This is a genomic window from Pseudomonas sp. SMN11 (assembly GCF_052041945.1).
Taxonomy (GTDB): domain Bacteria; phylum Pseudomonadota; class Gammaproteobacteria; order Pseudomonadales; family Pseudomonadaceae; genus Aquipseudomonas.
On the sequence record NZ_JBKGGW010000008.1, the window covers coordinates 1 to 19,954 of the forward strand.

The following is a 19,954-nucleotide window of genomic DNA, read 5'->3' on the forward strand; positions in this document are numbered from 1 at the left end:
GATATTTCGATCAAAGCGCCTCCGACCTCATCTTAACTACCTAACTCATTGAATCTCAAGGAGTTTGTCGTTCCGATGTCGCTGGAAGTGGGGCGCATTATAAGGGGATTCGAAAGCGCGTCAACCCCTTTCTTTCAAAAACATTTCAAACCGCCCTCCCCTGCCTCCGGGCAATCCGCGGCAGCACCCGTGAAACCACTGGAACCCGCATCAACATGAGCAGAGCACCAATGGATGCATAAATAGCCCATTCCCTCAGATCCGAGCGAACGATCCACAGGAAGTGCAGCAACCCCAGGCCAAGCACCCCATACACCAGCTTGTGCAACTTCTTCCACCGCGCCCCCAGTCGCCGCTGGCTATACCGATTCGAGGTGACCGCCAGCACCAGCAACCCAAGGAACCCCAGCGCCCCCACAATAATGTAAGGCCGCTTGCGCAGCTCGACCGTCAACTGCCCCCAATCCAGACCAAGAATAAAGAACAGATAGGCCAGGATGTGCAGCACGATATAGACAAACACCCACAACCCCAGCTGCCGCCGCACAACGATCCAGCCCGGCCACCCCGTCAGCTTCTGCAGCGGCGTCATGCCAAGGGTGACAAGTAGAAAGGTCAATGCCCCAAGGCCCAGCCGATCCATGATGATCTTCCCGGGGTCCGGCCCCAGCAGATTCATCGCCGCCTCATACAGCCACCATGCAGGGAACAGACTCCCCACTACAAAGACGGCAAGCCGAAACCAGGGATAGCGCATCAATAGTTCTTCCGCAGATCGAGCCCGGTATACAACGACGCCACTTCATCGGCGTAGCCATTGAACATCTGTGTCTGTCGCACATTGGGGCTGAACAGCCCACTGGGCAAACGCCGTTCGCGAGCCTGAGTCCAACGCGGATGGTCAACAGTCGGATTCACATTGGCGTAGAAGCCATACTCATCCGGAGCCAGCCCTTGCCAGGTGGTCCCTGGCTGCTCCGCCACCAGGCTGATTCGCACGATCGACTTGATGCTTTTGAAGCCGTATTTCCAAGGCACCACCAGACGTAACGGTGCACCATTCTGGTTGGGCAGCTCTCGGCCATACATCCCTACGGCCAGTATCGCCAGCGGATGCATCGCCTCATCCAGGCGCAAGCCTTCTCTATACGGCCAGTCGATCAGGGCAAAGCCCGATCGCTGCCCGGGCATGTGCTGCGGATCCTTCAATGTCTCGAAGCGTACATAGCGCGCTTTCGAAGTCGGCTCGACCTGCTTGAGCACCTGCGCCAAGGGAAAACCCAACCACGGAATGACCATCGACCACGCCTCGACACAACGCAGTCGGTAGATGCGCTCTTCAAGCTGATGAGGTTTGACGAAGTCTTCCAGCGCATAGCGCCCCGGCTTGCCCACCTCGCCATCCACCACGACCGACCAGGGCGCTGTCTTCAGGCTGTCACCATTGGCAACCGGGTCACCCTTGTCGGGCCCGAACTCGTAGAAGTTGTTGTAGTGGGTGGCGTCCTTGAACGGCGTGATCGGCTCATCCTTGACTGTCACCGCCTGCCAGCGTGCAGCAGCGAGCTTGTCGGTGAACCAGCCTGGCGCTGCGCCGGGCGCCACATCGGCATAGCGCGACTCATCAGCCGCACTCGCCCCACCCGGCAGCGCGCCCAGGGCCAGGCCGGCCAGTGAGCTACCGAGCAGGGTACGACGGGAAAGGTAGATGCCTTCGGGGGTGATCTCCGCTGCCTTGCAGTCGGAAGACCTGGGAAGCTTGATGAGCATGGTCGGCTCCACAGCACTGGATAACGGATGTACCAGTAAGACTATGGAGCCGGAGGGTTATTCCAGCATTAAGTGATTTTCACGCTTTGCGCCGGCGAGCCCGCAGCAGGAACTGGATCGGCCCGGATGCCGCGTAGGCGAGGAAGATCAGCAGCAAGATGCGCGGCGGGTCGCTGAACACCACGGCAAACACCAGCACCACCGCGAGGATCGCCACGAACGGCACACGCCCCTTGAGGTCCAGCTCCTTGAAGCTGTTGTACTTGATGTTACTGACCATCAGCATGCCGGCAGCTGCAACCAGCAGGGCCACCAGGAACGATAGCTTGGAGCCCTGGATGCCGTAGTCGCTGAAGGCCCAGACGGTACCGGCGACCACACCGGCGGCGGCCGGGCTGGCCAGGCCGATGAAGTAGCGTTTGTCGGCAGTGCCGACCTGGGTATTGAACCGCGCCAGACGCAACGCAGCACCGGCAACATAGATGAAGGCGACCATCCAGCCGACCTTGCCCATGTCACCCAGCGCCCAGCCAAAGGCCAGCAAGGCCGGGGCCACGCCGAAGGCAACCATGTCCGACAGCGAGTCGTACTCGGCACCGAAGGCACTCTGGGTATTGGTCATGCGCGCCACGCGGCCATCGAGGCCGTCGAGCACCATGGCCACGAAAATCGCAATGGCAGCGAAGGCGAAATACTTGCTCGCCTCGCGTGGGTCGCCAGCGCTCTGCGCACTCATCGAGCTGATGATGGAATAGAAGCCGGCAAACAGGTTGGCGGTAGTGAACAGGTTGGGCAGCAGATAGATGCCGCGATGGCGCACCTTGCGCCCTTCGGCGTCATGCCCTTCTTCAACGTGCTCATCGACAGGTAGCAGGCTTTCGGCGTCGGAGGGCTTGTTCGGCTCTTCGGGACGTTCGCTCATGGAGGGTACCTTGCAACAGGATGGAAAATGTTCGACACGGGCCCGCGAAACAGGTTCTGACGGCGAGCCACTGGTCTGCTTTATACCAGAAGCTGACTGCCAGAACGAAAAAACGCGGCCGAAGCCGCGTTTTTCATCTTTCGATAAGACTTAGTTCTTGGTCTTGTCGACGATTTTGTTAGCCGAGATCCACGGCATCATCGAACGCAGTTGCTCGCCGATGATTTCGATGCCGTGAGCGGCGTTGTTGCGGCGCTTGGCGGTCATCGATGGGTAGTTGGTAGCACCTTCGGAGATGAACATCTTCGCGTACTCGCCGTCCTGGATGCGCTTCAGAGCATTGCGCATGGCCTTGCGGGATTCTTCGTTGATGACTTCCGGACCGGTAACGTACTCACCGTACTCGGCGTTGTTGGAGATCGAGTAGTTCATGTTGGCGATGCCGCCTTCGTACATGAGGTCAACGATCAGCTTCAACTCGTGCAGGCACTCGAAGTAGGCCATTTCTGGCGCGTAGCCAGCTTCGACCAGGGTTTCGAAACCGGCTTTGACCAACTCGACGGTACCACCGCACAGAACAGCCTGCTCACCGAACAGGTCGGTTTCGGTCTCGTCCTTGAAGGTGGTTTCGATGATGCCGGTACGGCCGCCACCGACGCCAGCGGCGTAGGACAGGGCGACGTTCTTGGCATTGCCCGAGGCGTCCTGGTAGATAGCGATCAGGTCAGGGATGCCGCCGCCTTTGACGAACTCGGAGCGAACGGTGTGGCCCGGGGCCTTCGGCGCGATCATGATCACGTCAAGGTCGGCACGCGGAACAACCTGGTTGTAGTGAATCGAGAAGCCGTGGGAGAAGGCCAGGGTGGCGCCCTTCTTGATGTTCGGCTCGATCTCGTTCTTGTACAGCTGGCCCTGGAACTCGTCCGGGGTCAGGATCATCACCAGGTCGGCAGCAGCGACGGCGGAAGCCACGTCGGCAACTTTCAGGCCGTGGGCTTCGGCCTTGGCAACGGTAGCCGAACCTTTACGCAGACCGACGGTAACGTCTACACCGGAGTCCTTCAGGTTGCACGCCTGAGCGTGGCCCTGGGAACCGTAACCGATGATGGCGACTTTCTTACCTTGGATGATGGAAAGGTCGCAGTCTTTATCGTAGAAAACTTTCATGAAAATACCCCTGGTTATATCTCGGCCCCTGCGGAGCCATCGCTAATTTTTGAATTTAGATGCTGAGCACTTTGTCGCCACGGGCAATGCCGGTAACGCCGCTGCGCACGGTTTCGAGAATCGATGCAGTGCCGATCGCCTGGATGAAGCTGTCCAGTTTGTCGCTAGTGCCGCTCAGTTGCACGGTGTACACGCTGGCGGTCACATCGACGATCTGGCCACGGAAGATATCCGTGGTGCGCTTGATCTCGGCGCGTTGGGCACCGGTGGCCTTGACCTTGACCAGCATCAGTTCACGCTCGATGTGAGCGCTTTCCGACAGGTCGACGAGTTTCACCACTTCGACCAGCTTGTTCAGGTTCTTGGTGATCTGTTCGATCACTTCGTCATGGCCAACGGTGGTCAGCGTCAGACGCGACAGGGTCGGGTCTTCGGTCGGCGCCACGGTCAGGCTTTCAATGTTGTAGTTGCGCTGGGAGAACAGGCCGACCACGCGGGACAGAGCACCGGGTTCGTTTTCCAGCAGCAGGGAAATGATGTGCCGCATATCAGGTACGCTCCGTCTTGCTCAGCCACATGTCACGCATCGAGCCATCCTTGATCTGCATCGGATAGACGTGCTCGCTGCGGTCAACCGCGATGTCGATGAACACCAGGCGGTCCTTCATCGCAAACGCTTCTTCCAGCTTCGGCTTGAGGTCCTTCAGGCTGGTGATGCGGATACCCACATGGCCATAAGCCTCGGCCAGCTTGATGAAGTCAGGCAGCGACTCGACGTACGAGTGCGAGTGACGACCGTTGTAGGCCATGTCCTGCCATTGGCGGACCATGCCCAGCACACCGTTGTTCAGGTTGACGATCTTCACCGGCAAGCCGTACTGCATGCAGGTGGACAGTTCCTGGATGTTCATCTGGATGCTGCCTTCGCCCGTCACGCAGGCCACGTCCTGATCCGGGAAGTTGAGCTTGACGCCCATTGCCGCCGGGAAGCCGAAGCCCATGGTGCCCAGGCCACCGGAGTTGATCCAGCGGTTCGGCTTGTTGAAGCGGTAGTACTGCGCCGCGAACATCTGGTGCTGGCCAACGTCGGAGGTGACGAAGGCATCGCCATGGGTCACTTCGCACAGCGTCTCGATGACTTTCTGCGGCTTGATGACGTTGCCGTCGCCCTTGTCGTAAGGGAACAGTTCGCCATCGCCACGCCACTCGTCGATCTGCTTCCACCAGGCATCCAGCGCCGCCTTGTCAGGCTGCTCGCCGATTTCCTTGAGGATGCCGAGCATTTCGCTGAGCACGCTGTCTACCGGGCCGACGATAGGCACGTCAGCCTTGATCATCTTGGAGATCGACGCAGGGTCGATGTCGACATGGATGATCTTGGCGTTCGGGCAGAACTTGGCCGGGCCGTTGACCACGCGGTCATCGAAACGCGCACCAACCGCGAAGATCACGTCGGCATTGTGCATGGCCATGTTGGCGGTGAAGCTACCGTGCATGCCGAGCATGCCGAGGAACTGACGGTCGGTACCCGGAAAGCCACCCAGCCCCATCAGGGTGTTGGTGACGGGCAGGTTCAGCGACTTGGCGATTTCGGTCAGCGCTTCGGAGCCACCGCCGAGGATCACACCACCACCGGCGTAGACGATCGGCCGTTTGGCGGCCAGGAGCATCTCGGCAGCCTTGCGGATCTGGCCGGAGTGACCACGCACAGCCGGGCTGTACGAGCGCAGCTTGACCTTCTTCGGATAGACGTATTCGAACTTCTCGGCCGGATTGGTCATATCTTTTGGAATGTCGACCACGACCGGGCCTGGGCGACCGGATTGCGCCAGGTAGAAGGCTTTCTTGAGTACCTCAGGGATCTCGGTCGGATTCTTGATCATGAAGCTGTGCTTCACGATCGGCCGCGAGATACCGATCATGTCGGTTTCCTGGAAGGCATCGGTACCCACCATGGTGCTAGGCACCTGGCCGGACAGAATGACCATCGGAATCGAATCCATGTAGGCGGTGGCAATACCGGTAATGGCATTGGTCGCGCCCGGGCCGGAGGTTACCAGCACCACACCGGCCTTGCCGGTGGCGCGGGCGTAGCCGTCCGCCATATGGGTTGCCGCTTGTTCGTGGCGAACCAGGATGTGTTCCACTTCCGGCTCTTTGAACAGCGCGTCGTAAACATGAAGGAGAGCACCACCAGGGTACCCGTAGATGTGCTTAACGCCTTCGTCACGCAAGAAGCGGACGACCATTTCAGCGCCAGATAAAAGCTCCACGTTGTTCACCTCTAAAACGCCAGAATACCGCCCCTAGTGGACGGGTCTTAATAGGTTTACTGCCAAGCAGAGCATGAGCGAACGTCAGCACTGACTGAGCAAGTATTGGGAGCTCCCCAGAGTGTTGCGGGGGGTTCCCACCCAGCGCGAGGTAACGCGTTGCGGGGTGTAACAGGCGGCGCGGGTATGCGCCTCATGATCTGCTTAGCGGGTCTGCTTCTGGCAGTCCCTCTACAGCGGAATCTGGATTCTTGTGATTTGGCGCCTACAAGTCAAGAAAAATTATTGCCAATTTTTCCCCAAGATGAATTCCTGCCACCACTAAAAACCGAGTCAGCAGCAGAAAAAATAAGATTTCCACAAAAAAGGGCCACAATCTGCGGCCCTTGAAGGAAAAACTGAAGAAATCAGGCGGAAGGAGCAATCAATTGATCGAATGCTGCCAACAGCCGGCGCAGCTCGCGACTTTCTTCCGGACGATTGGTAAACACGGTTTCTGCCATCACCAAGATGCTCGAGGCATTTGGCAGCGGGTGGCCGAGCTCGATGATGATCTTCATTCGCGGCAGGAAGATCCACTGTAGCCACTGCTCGAAGCTGAGCGTGTCGACCGCGAACGGCACGGTACTGGCCAGCGCTTCGTCGCTGGGCGGCTCGCTATCCCACCAGCCCTGCACCTGCAGCTCACGCTCGATGAGCAGCAGATGGTCGGCGATATCGAGAATGCGTTGTTCGACCATCACGAGTTGACCCGTGCTTTCTGCCGCGCCAGCGCGGCACCGGCGCTGTCACCCTGCTTCTCGCGGGCCTGGGCGATGGTGTTCCACAGTTCGGACTGCAGGTCCGGGCGACCATTGGCGTAAGTCAGCGCACGGCGGGCCAGTTGCTCGGCCTGGGGCGCGTCGCCTTGGGACAGGCGCACCTGGGCCAGGCGGAACAGTACCTGCGGCTCGCGCGGGGCGATGCGCTGGGCGCGCTCCAAGCTCGAGGCGGCACCATTGTAATCACCGCTACCCTGCTGCGACTGGGCAGTGGTGAGCAGTGCCAGCACCGGGCCATCGAGCTGTTCATCGGCTGAGAGGCCACCGGAAGTCGGGTTGCTGCGCGGAATGCCGGTTGGTGCACTGGAAGCCGCTGGAGCGCTGTTCATCGAAGCGATATCGAACGGTTCGTCAGCGATCGGGTTGGGGTTGGTGGTCATCGGTGCCGAACTGACCGGGCCCGAAGTGACAGGGCCCGGCGTAATAGGGCCGGTGCTGATAGGCGCCGCGCCGTTGCCTGCCGGGAAGGTCTGGATGCCAGCGGCACCGGCGCCTTGCGGAATCATCACGGTCACGCCGGAGTCTTCGGGCAGCGACTGCGCCTGCGCGGTGCCGTTGCTCATGCCCGCTGCCGAACGATTGGCCTGGACACGCTCACTATTGGACACCCGGGTGCTCGAGTCCACCACCGGGATGTTGCCACGCTGCACGCTGGAGCAACCCTGGAGCACTACCAACGCCGTCACGGCAGGAAACAGCCACTTATTCAATTCACACCTCATCAATACTGCTCAGGGCTTAGTTCATCCAGCCCTTGACCCAGTCCATGACCGATTCTGCCGGATTCTGCTCGCCGCCGCAGGTTGCACCGGCAGGCGGTTCGCTGCCGCGAATATACGGCATCTGTACGGCCCCCGGACAGCTACTGTCGGAACCTTTGCCGCTGTATGGATCGATCCACGCCTGCACCACGTTGTCTGGCTGCGGCATGTCCAACGGCAGCGGGTCGGCCTTCTTCATGAAGCTGGTCCAGACCTGCAAGGCGCCAGTGGCACCGGTAAATGGCGTTTTGCCGTTATCGTCACGGCCCATCCACACCACGGCCAGCAGGTCCTGGCTGAAGCCGGAGAACCAGCTGTCGCGCGAGTCGTTACTGGTACCGGTCTTGCCCGCCAGGGTCAGCGAGCTTGGCAGCACGTTGTAGACCGAGCGGCCGGTACCCTCACGCATCACCCGCTGCATGGCGTTCTGCACCAGGTAGATGGAACCTGGGTCGAAGGTCTGCTGGATCTGGAACGGGTAGCGCTTGAGCGGTTCGCCTTCGGCGGTGAGCACGCTGCGAATGCCACGCATCGGCGTATTGAAGCCACCGTTGGCGATGGTCTGGTACATGGTCGCGACCTGCATTGGCGACATGCCGCCAGCGCCCAGCAGCATTGCCGGGAAGGCTGGCCAGTCGACATTGACGCCGAGGCGGCCGATGGTCTTGATCACGTTCGGCACACCCACTTCCAGGCCGAGTTTCGCGGTTGACAGGTTCAGCGAGTTGGCCAGGCCCTGGTACAGGTAGATCGTACCGTGCGAGCGCCGGTCATAGTTTTGCGGGCGCCACACCTGGCCGTCGGCGCCCTTCACCGAGAACGCCTCATCCTGCACCCAGGTGGTCAGGGTGTACTTGCTTGGCTGTTCCAACGCGGTCAGGTAGACCGCCGGCTTGACCAACGAGCCAATTGGCCGCACCGCATCAATGGCACGGTTGAAACCGGCAAAGCCAGACTGACGGCTACCGATCAGTGCCTGCACTTCGCCGGTTTCCGGGTTGGTCACGACCATCGCCGATTCCACCTCGTCGGCCCCCTTGCGCCCGGCCAGGCGCTTGAAGGTTTCGGCCATGGAGGTTTCGGCTTTCATTTGCAGGATCGGGTCGAAGCTGGTGAAGATGCGCAGGCCTTCTTCGGTCAAGTCTTCGTCGCGGTAGTCCTGGCGCAGCTGACGCTTGACCAGGTCAAGGAAAGCCGGGAACGAGCTGTCGGCGAGGCTGCCGCGTTTGGTCACGCCCAGCGGCATCTTCTTCGCCGCATCGACTTCCGCCTGGCTGGCCACGCCCTGCTCGGCCACCAGGTCGAGCACCAGGTTGCGCCGCGCCAGAGCGCGGTCAGGGTAGCGCCGCGGGTTGTAATAGGACGGCCCTTTGACCATGCCTACCAGCAAGGCGATCTGGTGCAGTTTCAGTTCCGACAGCGGCTGGCTGAAGAAGAACTGGCTGGCCAGGCCGAAGCCATGCACCGCGCGCTGACCATCCTGGCCGACGAACACTTCGTTCAGGTAGGCCTCGAGGATCTCGCGCTTGTCGTAGTGCATCTCCAGGAGCACGGCCATCATCGCTTCGGTCAGCTTGCGGCTGAGGCTACGCTCGCTGGTCAGGTAGAAGTTCTTCACCAGCTGCTGGGTAAGGGTGCTGCCGCCCTGGCGCATGGAGCCTGCCGAGGTGTTGACCCACATGGCTCGGGCGATGGACTTGGGTGACACACCGAAGTGGCTGTAGAAGTCCCGGTCCTCGGTGGCGACCAAGGTCTCGAGCAGGTACGGCGGCACCTGGTCGATCTTGATCAGGATGCGGTCTTCGAGGTTCTTCGGGTAGATACCGCCGATCATCAGCGGTTCGAGGCGTACCACATCGAGCTTCTTGCCGTTCGCACCGGCAAGGTTCGCCACGTAGTCGCCGGAGAAGCGTACACGCACGAACTGCGCAGGTTCCATGCCCTCGTAGAACTGGAATCCGCGAGTGTTGAGGTCGACGGTATTGCCGTTGACCGCCGCCGCACCCGGGCCGTTGGCCGCGCTTTCACGCCGGTAGCCGAGGGCGTCGAGCTCGGTGAGGAAGTCGCTCTTGCTCAGTTTCTGGCCGCTGAAGAGCTCCAGCGGCCGGGCATACACCTTGGCCGGGATGGTCCAGCGCTTGCCGGAGAACTTCTCCTGAACGACAGCATCGAGGTAAACCGCGAAGCCAGCGACGATCACCAGGCCGACCAGGCTGAGCTTCAAGGCCCAGCCCAGCCAGGCGCGCGAGCGGCCGGTCGGGCGTTTCTGAGGGGTACGAGGATTTCGGGTTCGAGTCATGGCGGCGGATTATACGCACTTTATAAAGGGTAGGCAGGCGCCCTCTGGCGGTAGGCAGGGACGGCACCATTGACCATAATGGCGCTTTCGAATTCCCTGCCCCCGGAAGGATTTCTAGTGAGCCAAGCCTTGATCAACGCGTTGCAGAACCCAGCCCTATACCCTCACCCCGTGGACGGGTTCCAGCTCATTGAGACGCACATCTCCTGGGTCTTGCTCACCGGCGAGTACGCCTACAAGATCAAGAAGCCGATGAACTTCGGTTTCCTCGACTTCACCAGCCTGGACCAGCGCCAGCATTTCTGTAACGAAGAGTTGCGCCTGAACCAGCGCTTGACCGAGGGCCTGTACCTTGAAGTCCTGCCGATCACCGGCAGTGCCGAAGCGCCACAGATCGGTGGTGAAGGCGATGCGATCGAATATGCACTGAAAATGCGCCAGTTCCCCCAGGGCCAGATGCTCAGCACCCTGCAGGCCAATGGCGAGCTGCATACCGGCCACATCGATCAGATGGCCCAGCAGATTGCCGAATTCCACCTGCAGGCACCGAAAGTGTCGCCGGAGCATCCGCTGGGCACCCCGGAAAGCGTGATGGCACCGGTCGAGCAGAACTTCGAGCAGATCCGCCCGTTCCTCAGCGAAAAAGCCGACCTGCTGCAGCTGGACAACCTCCAGGCCTGGGCGCGCAGCAGCTTCGAGCGCCTGCATGGCCTGCTGCAGGCGCGCAAGGCCGATGGCTTCATCCGTGAATGCCACGGTGACATTCACCTGGGCAACGCCACCCTGATCGACGGCAAGGTGGTGATCTTCGATTGCATCGAGTTCAACGAGCCGTTCCGCCTGACGGACGTCTACGCCGACGTCGGCTTCCTGGCCATGGACCTGGAAGACCGCGGCCTCAAGTGCCTGGCCCGGCGCTTCATCAGCCAGTACCTGGAGCTGACCGGCGACTACGCCGGCCTGGAACTGCTGAACTTCTACAAGGCCTACCGCGCTCTGGTACGGGCCAAGGTCGCCCTGTTCAGCCTGTCGGCCGATGCCGACGCCGTGCAGCGCGCCACCACCCTGCGCACCTACCGCAACTACGCCAACCTGGCGGAAAGCTACAGCGCCATCCCTTCCCGCCTGCTGGCGATCACCCATGGTGTCTCAGCAGTGGGCAAGAGCCACGTGGCCATGCGCCTGGTCGAAGCGCTGGGCGCGGTTCGCGTGCGTTCGGATGTGGAACGCAAGCGCCTGTTCGGTGAGCAGCAAGCGCCAAACGCCGGTCAACTGGCTGCCGGCATCTATGACCAGGACGCCAGCGTGGCAACCTACCAGCGCCTGCACGAGCTGGCGGCGACGATCTTGCGTGCCGGTTTCCCGGTGGTGCTCGATGCCACATACCTCAAGGCTGAACAGCGCCAGGACGCTGCAGCCGTGGCCAACGACACCGGCGTACCGTTCCTGATCCTCGACTGCCACGCCCCGGAAGCGGTGATCGCCAGCTGGCTGGAACAGCGCCAGGCCGAGAATAGCGACCCGTCGGATGCCACCCTGGAGGTGGTCAAGGCCCAACAGGCCAGCCGTGAGCCACTGGATGCCCAAGAGCTGGCACTCAGCACCCGCATCGATACCCAGGAAGCCAGCGGCATGGACCAGGTGATCGACCAGATTCGCCAGCGTCTGCCAGGCCTGTAAGTTCGCTTTACACCTGTTCCGGCCTGTTGCCGGAGCAGGTGCTCCGCCGGCCAGGACAGCTCGTCGTCCCCGATGGCAAAAGGCCGCGCATTTCCCAACCCCCGCTACACTCCTCTCAGACCTGCTCGCGATTTATCCCCTAGACCCGTTCAGCCATCGCAAGGAGGCTCGATGAACGATGAATTGCAGCACCTGAAAAATCTTGGCAAGACCTCTGCGCAGTGGTTGCATGCGGCCGGTATCCACAGCGCATCGGACTTGCGCCGGTTGGGCGCGGTGGGTGCCTATCAGGCTGTGAAAACCCGAGGTTTCCGGGCGTCGAAGGTGCTGTTGTACGCCATTGAAGGTGCATTGCTGGATATGCACTGGAACGATTTGCCAGCCGAACGCAAGGAAGCGCTCAATCAACAACTCGATGCCAAATGCCCAATCCCCAAAAAAATCTGAAATAAACACACGAAGGGGATTGACGCTGTAATGAGAATCGTTATGATTATCACAACTGGTCGCGAGACTGGTTGGATAAGCTAAGAGCCCCTGGTTCGGACTCTCAGATTATCTCCTCATCAGGCTAATCACGGTTATTGACCCGGCATTTTGCCGGGTCTTTTTTTGGCCGCCGATTTACCCCGCCCGGGCTTGTAACCGTTATTGGCGCAATTGTGCGCAGTAGTCCTGCTCCGGCATCGCCGCCGTGTACCAGACATAGTCGGCCATCCCAGGCTCTATCTGCTCGCCCACCTCGGCCAGCAGCACAACCTTGCTCTCGCCTGTCGCACCCAGATCGGCAAGGTGCAAAGGCACCCCCAGGTCCTTGCGCGCATGGTACGCACCGGCGAACAGCAATGCCGGCTGCGGCGCCGCCAGCAGCCGTTCGGCCATACGCCGATCCCGCTGCTGTTGCACGGCCAGCATCGCTGGCAGCTGGCTTTCCGGCAGCAGGCCACAATGCCCCTGCTTCACTTGTTCGAGCAGTGCCGCCCTCACCGCAGGCGCATTTGACCGTGTTCCCGACAGCGCCGCCGGATGCCGATAGACCTGGCGCATTTCGCTGGGTGACAGGTTGGCCGCCAGCAGCGGCACATGCTGTTTCACGGCCTCTCGCACGATGGGCCCGTAAAGCTGCCAGTCCCAGCCATCTTCCCAGGCCAGGGCCTTGGGCAGGTCCTGCGGCAACTGCGCCTGACCCGCGAGCGCATCGACGCGGGCCTGCTGCTCGGGTTGCAGCATTTCCAGCAGCAGGCTGCCCTGCGGCCGACGTTGCTGCAGCGCACGCATCAACCACAGCTGCAAGGCGTGATGATCCGGGTTGTCATGCTTCTCGCCGATCAACACCCGCGACGCACCGGCCAGGCCCTCAATCAGCTGTTCAGGGCTGATCACTCGTCCGCTGGCCAGATCGTGAATCTGCCCCAGCTCGGCGCTATCGCGCCCTTCGCTGCTCTGCCAGGCAGGCAACGGCGGCAAGCTGGCCTGGCAGCCACCCAGTGCCAGCGCCAGGCACAGCAATGAACCGCGGAGCGAAGGGTGAGCCATGGGCAGTGCCTCCTAGCGGGTGATGATCAGCGGGTGGCCCCGCTCCGGGTGCGCCTGCACCAGCACGTCGATACCGAAAACGGCCTTGAGTGATGCAGGGGTCAGTACGGCTTGCGGCGTGGCCAGGGCATGGCAGCGCCCGTCCTGCAGCAACAGGATGCGATCACAGTAACGCGCCGCGAGGTTGAGGTCATGCAGGATCACCAGCACTGCCGCGCCGCGATCGGCAAAACTGCGCACAGCCTGCAGCGTCGTGTGCTGGTGCAAAGGGTCGAGCATCGAGGTTGGCTCGTCGAGCAACAACGTCGCGCCCTGCTCACCCGGCCACAACTGGGCGAGCACCCGGGCCAGGTGCACGCGCTGGCGCTCGCCGCCCGACAGCGCCAGGTAGCTGCGCTCGACCAGATGCCAGGCATCTGCCGCACGCAACGCCGCCTCGACAATCTCCCGGTCACGCAGCTGACCACTACCATGAGGCAGTCGGCCCATGCCGACCACTTCCTCGACGCGAAAGGCGAAGCCCAGGCTGGAAACCTGTGGCAACACTGCCAAGCGCTGTGCCCGCGCCTGCCCCGGCCAATCGGCCAAAGCTTTGCCCTGCAGGGTCACCTGCCCGTGGTTTGGCGTGAGCTCACCGCACAATGCGCCCAGCAGGCTGCTCTTGCCCGCGCCATTGGGCCCCAGCACACCCAGCACCTGGCCAGGTAACAGCTGCAGATTAATGTCATGCAGCACCTCGTTGCTGCCGCGGCGCAGATGCAGGCCTTGGACTTCAAGCATCAGTTGCGCCCTCGAACCAGCAAGAACAGAAAGAACGGTGCACCAATGAAAGCGGTCACGATACCAATGGGCAGCTCGGCCGGCGCCAGCGCCAGGCGCGCCACCAGGTCGGCGAACAAAAGCAACGCCCCGCCAGTCAGCAACGAGGCTGGCAACAAGACCCTATGGTCGGGGCCAGCCAACAACCGCACCAGATGCGGCACCACCAGGCCAACGAAGCCGATGAGCCCTGCTGCGGCAACGGCGGCGCCAACCCCCAATGCCGTACAGAACACCAGTTCACGCTTGAGCCGCTCCACCTCGATACCCAAGTGCCGCGCTTCCGACTCACCAAGCAGCAACGCGTTGAGCGCCTGGGCCCGGCGCGGCAGCCACAGCGCCACACCTGCCGCCACCAGCAACAGTGGCCAGAGCCGCTCGTAGCTTGCACCATTGAGACTGCCCAGGTTCCAGAACGTCAGCGTGCGCAACGTCGCGTCATCGGCGAGGTAGGTGAACAACCCCACTGCCGAGCCGCCCAACGCCGTCAGTGCGATACCCGCCAGCAGCATGGTGGCGACGTTGGTCTGGCCATCGCGCCGTCCCAGGCGGTACACCAGCGCCGTCACCCCCAGCCCGCCGATGAACGCACAGGCCGACAGCAGGTACGGGCCAAACCATTCCGGAATGCCGCCAAGCCAGCTGCCACCGACAATCGCCACCGCCGCTCCCAACGCCGCGCCGCTGGCGACGCCGACCAGGCCCGGATCGGCCAGCGGATTGCGAAACAGGCCCTGCATTGCCACGCCGGACAACGCCAGCACAGCCCCCACAGCCAACCCCAGCAACGTGCGTGGCAGGCGGATCTGGCCAAGGATCATTTCAGCCTGCTCCAGGCCATCAGGGGCAATCGGCAGCCCGAGCAAACGCAGGCCGACGCGCAAGGTATCCCACAGCGGCAGGCTGACCGGCCCAAGAGCCAGCGACAGCCACACCGCCAGCAGGCACAGCAATGTCAGGCAAACAAACAGTGTTCGCGGCTGAATCCGTTGTTTCATTTAGCGGCGCTTGCCGGGTAGAACGCAGTCGCCAATTCCTGCAGGGCGGTTGGCAGGCGCGGGCCAAGGCCCCCCACCAGCAATGTCGGGTCGAGCGACACCAGGCGCTTGTCGCGCACGGCACGGGAAGCAGCCAGGGCCGGGTTTTCCTTGAGCAACGCCTGCAAGGCCTGCTCGCCGCTCAGCGCACGATCAGAGAACACCACGACATCCGGGTCGAGCGCCGCCAGTGCCTCGATGGAAAAGTTCTTGTAGCCTTGGTGCTCAGCCAGGTTGCGAGCCCCCGCCTGGCGCAACACCCAGTCACCCGCGGTGCCCTGCCCGGCAATCAATGGCTTGGCGCCAGCATGTCCGACCAGCAGCAACACACCCGGGACCTGATGGCTTTGCTGAGCCTGCTTGACCTTCAACTGCAGCGCTTCGAGTTGCTGGTGATAGCCCGCCGCCAACTGAGCGGCTTTTTCCTCGGCCCCCAGCAAGGTACCCAGGTGCTTGAGGTTCTCGTCCACGGCAGCCAGCTCGGCCTGGCTGGAGAACAATTCGACCCGCACACCTGCCTTGCGCACCTGCGCCAGCACGGGTGGCGGCCCCATCTCATCGGTGCCCACCAGCACATCCGGGCGCAGGCTGAGAATGCCCTCGGCCGACAACTGCCGCTGATAACCGATACTCGGCAAGGCCTTCAGCGAGTCAGGGTGCTGGCTGGTGGTATCTACACCCACCAGGTGTCGCTCCCCGCCCAGCTCAGTGATCCACTCGCTCAACGCCCCGCCAGCGCTGACCCAGCGCTGCGGCAATTCGGCGGCCAGTGCCTGGGTTGAAGCAACGAAAGCTGCGCACAGGGCGAGCAAGGCAGCGGGACGGCGCATCATCGGATTCCTTCTGAAGGCGGGCCACACGCCTTGTGGCGAGCGGCGGAACTGCGCACCATAGGCGGCCGGCGCAGCAAATGCGGGCAATTTGATAATTATTCGCATTGACGCGTCAAGCCATCACTTGTTTCACGAGCCTTCCCTGCAATGCATTTTCTCTGTCCTTCCGCAGCCTTGTCCGAGGGCCACAGCCGCGCCTTCAGCGTAGACGGCATCGACCTGTTCGGTGTGCGCCGACAGGGCCAGGTGTACCTGTACCGCAACCGTTGCCCACACCGTGGCATCCCGCTGAACTGGGCGCAAGACGCCTTTCTCGACGACAGCGCCAGCCTGATCCACTGCGCCCATCATGGTGCGCTGTTTCTCATAGACAGTGGTGAATGCGTGGCCGGCCCCTGCGAAGGCGAGATACTGCAGGCCCTGGACTGCCATGAGGACAGCCAGGGCATCTGGTTCAAGGGGTAAGCAATACCGGCAGCGGGCGATCAATGACGATTTGCTGGTCATCCAGGCGCACGCCGTAGGCCAGCACCTCGACCCCGTCCACCGCTGCTGCGCGCAGGGCGTTGGCATAGGCGAAGTCGATCTCCTCAGCAGGGCGTACCGCCTCGATGTCGGTGAGGTTCACGCAGTACAGCTGCACCGCACGAATGCCCTGGCGGGCCAAGGCCGCCAACTCGCGCAGGTGCTTGGCGCCACGCTGGGTCACCGCATCCGGGAATGCCGCGACGGCAGTCTCCGGATAACCCAGGGTCACGCTCTTGACCTCGACATAGGCCGGCCCGTCGGCGAACTCCAGACGAAAATCCACCCGACTGCGCTCTTCGCCGTAAGCCACTTCACGCTTCAGTGCGGTGAAACCGGCCAGTTCGTGGATCAACCCGGCGTGCAGCGCCTCTTCAACCAGTGCATTGGCGCGCCCGGTATTGATGCAGGCCAGGCGGCCCTGGGGCGTTTCGCTGATCTCCCAGGTACCTGGCAGCTTGCGCTTGGGGTCGTTGGAACGGCTGAACCACACCTGCCCGCCCTCGCGCATGCAATTGAGCATGGAGCCGGTATTCGGGCAGTGGATGGTCAGCTGCTCGCCATTGGCCAGTTCGATGTCGGCCAGGAAGCGCTTGTAGCGGCGCAGCAGGCGCCCTTGTTCAAGTTGAGGAAAAAACACCCTTTACCCCTGCCAGCTTTTCAGGCCACGAGCGATGCGCTCGACTGCCTGTTCCAGGCGCGGCAAGCTCTGGGTATAGGCAAAACGCACATGGTGACCGGCCAGATGGCGGCCGAAGTCCAGGCCTGGGGTGAAGGCCAGGTGCTCGGTTTCGAGGAAATGCTGGCAGAAGGCAAAGGCATCGCCACCGAACGCGCTGATGTCGGCATACAGGTAGAACGCCCCCTGCGGCTCTACGGCGATGCGGAAGCCCAGTTCACGCAGGGCTGGCAGCAGGTAGTCGCGGCGACGGGCGAATTCGGCACGGCGCTCTTCGAAAATCGCCAGCGTTTCCGGCTGGAAACAGGCCAGCGCCGCATGCTGGGCCATGCTCGGCGCACTGATGTAGAGATTCTGCGCCAGCTTCTCCAGGTCAGCCACGGCATTGGGGGGCGCCACCAGCCAGCCGAGCCGCCAGCCGGTCATGCCGAAATACTTGGAAAAACTATTAAGGACGAACGCTGAGTCGTCCACTTCCAGCACACTCGGTGCATCCATTCCGTAGGTCAGGCCGTGGTAGATCTCGTCCACCACCAAGTGGCCATGGTGCTCACGGGTGGCCTTGGACAGGCTGGCCAGCTCGTCGCGGCCCAGCACGGTGCCCGTCGGGTTGGCCGGCGAAGCGACCAGGGCGCCGACGCTGTCCTTGTCCCAGTAACGTTCGACCAGCTCGGCGGTCAGCTGGTAGTTGACCTCCGGCTCCACCGGCACCAGCTGCGCGCCGCCCTCGACCAGGCGCAGGAAGTGGCGGTTGCACGGGTAACCTGGGTCAGCCAGCAGCCAGTGCTTGCCGGGGTCGACCAACAGGCTGCTGGCCAGCAGCAACGCCCCGGAGCCGCCCGGGGTGACGAGAATCCGCTCAGGGTCGATCTGCAGGCCGTAACGCTGGCCATAGAAGCCGGCGATAGCCTCGCGCAGCGCTGGCAGCCCGCGGGCGGCTGTGTAGCGGGTATGCCCGGCGGCCAGTGCGGCCTGGCCGGCAGCGACGATCGGTGCAGCGGTGGTGAAATCCGGCTCGCCGATTTCCAGGTGGATCACATCATGGCCAGCCGCTTGCAGCTCGTTGGCCCGCGCCAGCAACGCCATGACGTGGAAGGGTTCGATGGCGCGGCTGCGCGCACTGTAGGGGTGGGCCATGACCTTCTCTCAATTGGGTCTAAACTGTTGATTCTACCTTTGCACGGCACCGAACGTGCGCCGCGCGCTGCGGTCAACACCTAGGATCGGGCGGGGTAGCGCACCCCCGATCTATCTGGTAAGTTCGGCGGCTCGCAGTCGCAGGGCCGGCGGGTGCCGGAGATGGAGCATCCTGCGCATTGGATCAGATGAGTGAGAGGCGGTCTATTCATGTCCACCGTAGAAAAGCAAAAAACCGGTCAGACCATGTACGGTGTCGAGCCCTATAAAGAGACCAAGGGCGAGGAGTACATGGGCGAGCCCATGCGCAAGCACTTCACCAAACTCCTCAATGCCTGGAAAGGCGAGCTGATGGTCAGTGTGGACCGTACCGTGGACCACATGAAGGACGAAGCAGCCAACTTCCCCGACCCGGCCGACCGTGCCAGCCAGGAAGAAGAATTCGCACTGGAGCTGCGCAACCGCGACCGCGAGCGCAAGCTGATCAAGAAGATCGACAAGACCCTGCAGAAGATCCAGGACCAGGATTACGGCTGGTGCGATTCCTGCGGTATCGAGATCGGCCTGCGCCGCCTGGAAGCCCGCCCGACCGCCGACCTGTGCTTCGACTGCAAGGAAATCTCGGAGAAAAAGGAAAAGACCGTCGGCAAAGGCTGACACTTCTTCCATCCGAACGGGGCGCATCATGCGCCCCGTTTCATTTATATGCTTGGCAATGCCATGAAAGACTCCCGCTACATCGGACGTTTCGCCCCCACCCCGAGCGGTTTCCTGCACTTCGGCTCGCTGGTCGCCGCCCTCGCCTCCTGGCTCGATGCCCGCGCCGTAGACGGCCGCTGGCTGTTGCGCATGGAAGACACCGACCCGCCCCGGGAAATGCCAGGGGCCCGCGACGCGATCCTGCAGACCCTCGAACGCTACGGCCTGGAATGGGATGGCGAGGTGGTGTATCAGAGCCAGCGCCATGAAGCCTATACGGCCGTGGTCGACCGCCTGTTCAACATGGGCCTGGCCTACGCCTGTACTTGCTCGCGCAAGCAGCTGGAGGGGCACAACGGCATCTACCCAGGCTTTTGCCGTAACGCCGGGCATGCCCGTGAGGGCGCGGCGATCCGGCTGCGGGTGCCAGAACTGATCTACCGCTTTACCGACCGGGTGCAGGGCGAGTTCCAGCAGCACTTGGGGCGTGAGGTGGGCGATTTCGTCATCCAGCGCCGTGACGGGCTGTATGCCTATCAACTGGCGGTGGTGCTGGACGATGCCTGGCAGGGCGTCACCGACATCGTGCGCGGCGCCGACCTGCTCGACAACACCCCGCGCCAGCTCTACCTGCAGGAGTTGCTGGGCTTTTCGCAGCCGCGTTACCTGCATATTCCATTGATCGTCCAGCCGGATGGGCACAAGCTCGGCAAGTCCTATCGCTCACCGCCGTTGCAGGCCGAGCATGCGACGCCATTGTTGTTACGGGCGTTGCGGGCCTTGGGCCAGGAAGCAGGCCCAGAATTGCTGCTGGCGAAGCCGGCTGAAGTGCTGGCAGTGGCGCGCACACGCTGGCGACCGGAAGCGATTGCCCGGCAGGCTACTGTCCCAGAGGCTGATTTGCACTAACGCAGGCCAGGCCTCTTCGCGGGGCAAGCCCGCTCCTACAGGTTTTCGCGATCCCTTGTAGGAGCGGCGGTGCGGCGATCCGACTTG

20 protein-coding genes are annotated in these 19,954 nt (G+C 62.2%); 5 read left to right on the forward strand and 15 right to left on the reverse strand.

The window, feature by feature from the left end:
- Positions 1 to 145 precede the first annotated feature (145 nt).
- From msrQ to mrcB, 9 genes are all read right to left on the reverse strand, one after another.
- On the reverse strand, positions 146 to 757 hold the full coding sequence (gene msrQ, locus ACLEJU_RS09880) for a protein-methionine-sulfoxide reductase heme-binding subunit MsrQ (protein WP_435423072.1): 612 nt from the start codon (positions 755 to 757) through the stop codon (positions 146 to 148).
- On the reverse strand, positions 757 to 1,770 hold the full coding sequence (gene msrP, locus ACLEJU_RS09885; RefSeq protein WP_435423073.1) for a protein-methionine-sulfoxide reductase catalytic subunit MsrP: 1,014 nt from the start codon (positions 1,768 to 1,770) through the stop codon (positions 757 to 759). Before msrP ends, msrQ begins: the two co-directional genes overlap by 1 nt.
- Before the next feature lie 79 nt (positions 1,771 to 1,849).
- A complete protein-coding gene (gene pssA, locus ACLEJU_RS09890) occupies positions 1,850 to 2,692 on the reverse strand; it encodes a CDP-diacylglycerol--serine O-phosphatidyltransferase (RefSeq protein ID WP_085677241.1) in 843 nt (280 codons plus the stop codon).
- A 150-nt stretch (positions 2,693 to 2,842) separates the two neighbouring features.
- The gene (ilvC, locus tag ACLEJU_RS09895) at positions 2,843 to 3,859 is read right to left on the reverse strand and encodes a ketol-acid reductoisomerase (protein ID WP_038706849.1); all 1,017 of its coding nucleotides are present in this window, start codon (positions 3,857 to 3,859) and stop codon (positions 2,843 to 2,845) included.
- Positions 3,860 to 3,914: 55 nt separating this feature from the next.
- Entirely contained in the window at positions 3,915 to 4,406 is a 492-nt protein-coding gene (gene ilvN / locus ACLEJU_RS09900) for an acetolactate synthase small subunit (RefSeq protein ID WP_003250040.1), read from the reverse strand.
- A gap of 1 nt (position 4,407) precedes the next feature.
- Positions 4,408 to 6,132, reverse strand: coding sequence for an acetolactate synthase 3 large subunit (locus ACLEJU_RS09905; RefSeq protein WP_159408831.1), 1,725 nt, complete (start codon positions 6,130 to 6,132; stop codon positions 4,408 to 4,410).
- A 407-nt stretch (positions 6,133 to 6,539) separates the two neighbouring features.
- Positions 6,540 to 6,872 carry a YqcC family protein gene (locus ACLEJU_RS09910; RefSeq protein ID WP_159408830.1) on the reverse strand — a complete coding sequence of 111 codons (333 nt, stop codon included), beginning with the start codon at positions 6,870 to 6,872 and terminating at the stop codon, positions 6,540 to 6,542.
- Positions 6,872 to 7,675 (reverse strand): tetratricopeptide repeat protein, encoded by an 804-nt coding sequence (locus ACLEJU_RS09915; protein ID WP_435423074.1) that lies wholly within the window; start codon positions 7,673 to 7,675, stop codon positions 6,872 to 6,874. Before ACLEJU_RS09915 ends, ACLEJU_RS09910 begins: the two co-directional genes overlap by 1 nt.
- Positions 7,676 to 7,691: 16 nt before the next feature.
- On the reverse strand, positions 7,692 to 10,013 hold the full coding sequence (gene mrcB, locus ACLEJU_RS09920) for a penicillin-binding protein 1B (RefSeq protein ID WP_435423075.1): 2,322 nt from the start codon (positions 10,011 to 10,013) through the stop codon (positions 7,692 to 7,694).
- Between the two features lie 117 nt (positions 10,014 to 10,130).
- On the opposite strand from mrcB, the gene ACLEJU_RS09925 reads away from it, so the two are divergent.
- Both ACLEJU_RS09925 and ACLEJU_RS09930 read left to right on the forward strand, forming a co-directional pair.
- Positions 10,131 to 11,693, forward strand: a complete 1,563-nt coding sequence (locus tag ACLEJU_RS09925) for an AAA family ATPase (RefSeq protein ID WP_435423076.1) — start codon at positions 10,131 to 10,133, stop codon at positions 11,691 to 11,693.
- 171 nt (positions 11,694 to 11,864) lie between these two features.
- On the forward strand, positions 11,865 to 12,140 hold the full coding sequence (locus tag ACLEJU_RS09930; RefSeq protein ID WP_103448953.1) for a TfoX/Sxy family protein: 276 nt from the start codon (positions 11,865 to 11,867) through the stop codon (positions 12,138 to 12,140).
- A gap of 201 nt (positions 12,141 to 12,341) precedes the next feature.
- Here the strand turns inward: ACLEJU_RS09930 and ACLEJU_RS09935 are convergent, their stop codons facing one another.
- Genes ACLEJU_RS09935 through ACLEJU_RS09950 form a run of 4 tightly spaced genes read right to left on the reverse strand, consistent with a single transcriptional unit; the run spans position 12,342 to position 15,918 of the window.
- A complete protein-coding gene (locus ACLEJU_RS09935; protein ID WP_435423077.1) occupies positions 12,342 to 13,229 on the reverse strand; it encodes a ChaN family lipoprotein in 888 nt (295 codons plus the stop codon).
- Positions 13,230 to 13,241: 12 nt separating this feature from the next.
- Positions 13,242 to 14,009 carry a heme ABC transporter ATP-binding protein gene (locus ACLEJU_RS09940; RefSeq protein WP_435423078.1) on the reverse strand — a complete coding sequence of 256 codons (768 nt, stop codon included), beginning with the start codon at positions 14,007 to 14,009 and terminating at the stop codon, positions 13,242 to 13,244.
- On the reverse strand, positions 14,009 to 14,992 hold the full coding sequence (locus tag ACLEJU_RS09945) for a FecCD family ABC transporter permease (RefSeq protein ID WP_435423112.1): 984 nt from the start codon (positions 14,990 to 14,992) through the stop codon (positions 14,009 to 14,011). The genes ACLEJU_RS09940 and ACLEJU_RS09945 overlap by 1 nt, the downstream gene beginning before the upstream one ends.
- Positions 14,993 to 15,042: 50 nt before the next feature.
- Entirely contained in the window at positions 15,043 to 15,918 is an 876-nt protein-coding gene (locus tag ACLEJU_RS09950) for a heme/hemin ABC transporter substrate-binding protein (protein WP_435423079.1), read from the reverse strand.
- A gap of 147 nt (positions 15,919 to 16,065) precedes the next feature.
- Here ACLEJU_RS09950 and ACLEJU_RS09955 point away from each other — a divergent pair, with 147 nt between their 5' ends.
- Positions 16,066 to 16,383 carry a Rieske (2Fe-2S) protein gene (locus ACLEJU_RS09955; RefSeq protein WP_435423080.1) on the forward strand — a complete coding sequence of 106 codons (318 nt, stop codon included), beginning with the start codon at positions 16,066 to 16,068 and terminating at the stop codon, positions 16,381 to 16,383.
- Here ACLEJU_RS09955 and sfsA read toward each other — a convergent pair.
- Positions 16,373 to 17,083, reverse strand: coding sequence for a DNA/RNA nuclease SfsA (gene sfsA / locus ACLEJU_RS09960; protein ID WP_435423081.1), 711 nt, complete (start codon positions 17,081 to 17,083; stop codon positions 16,373 to 16,375). The two genes, ACLEJU_RS09955 and sfsA, sit on opposite strands and share 11 nt — an antisense overlap.
- Positions 17,084 to 17,086: 3 nt before the next feature.
- On the reverse strand, positions 17,087 to 18,259 hold the full coding sequence (locus ACLEJU_RS09965; protein ID WP_435423082.1) for a pyridoxal phosphate-dependent aminotransferase: 1,173 nt from the start codon (positions 18,257 to 18,259) through the stop codon (positions 17,087 to 17,089).
- A 210-nt stretch (positions 18,260 to 18,469) separates the two neighbouring features.
- Between ACLEJU_RS09965 and dksA the strand changes: the two genes are divergently transcribed.
- Both dksA and gluQRS read left to right on the forward strand, forming a co-directional pair.
- Entirely contained in the window at positions 18,470 to 18,916 is a 447-nt protein-coding gene (gene dksA / locus ACLEJU_RS09970; RefSeq protein WP_103448934.1) for an RNA polymerase-binding protein DksA, read from the forward strand.
- A 63-nt stretch (positions 18,917 to 18,979) separates the two neighbouring features.
- Positions 18,980 to 19,867: a tRNA glutamyl-Q(34) synthetase GluQRS gene (gluQRS, locus tag ACLEJU_RS09975; RefSeq protein ID WP_435423083.1), complete on the forward strand. Its 888-nt coding sequence runs from the start codon at positions 18,980 to 18,982 to the stop codon at positions 19,865 to 19,867.
- Positions 19,868 to 19,954 lie beyond the last annotated feature (87 nt).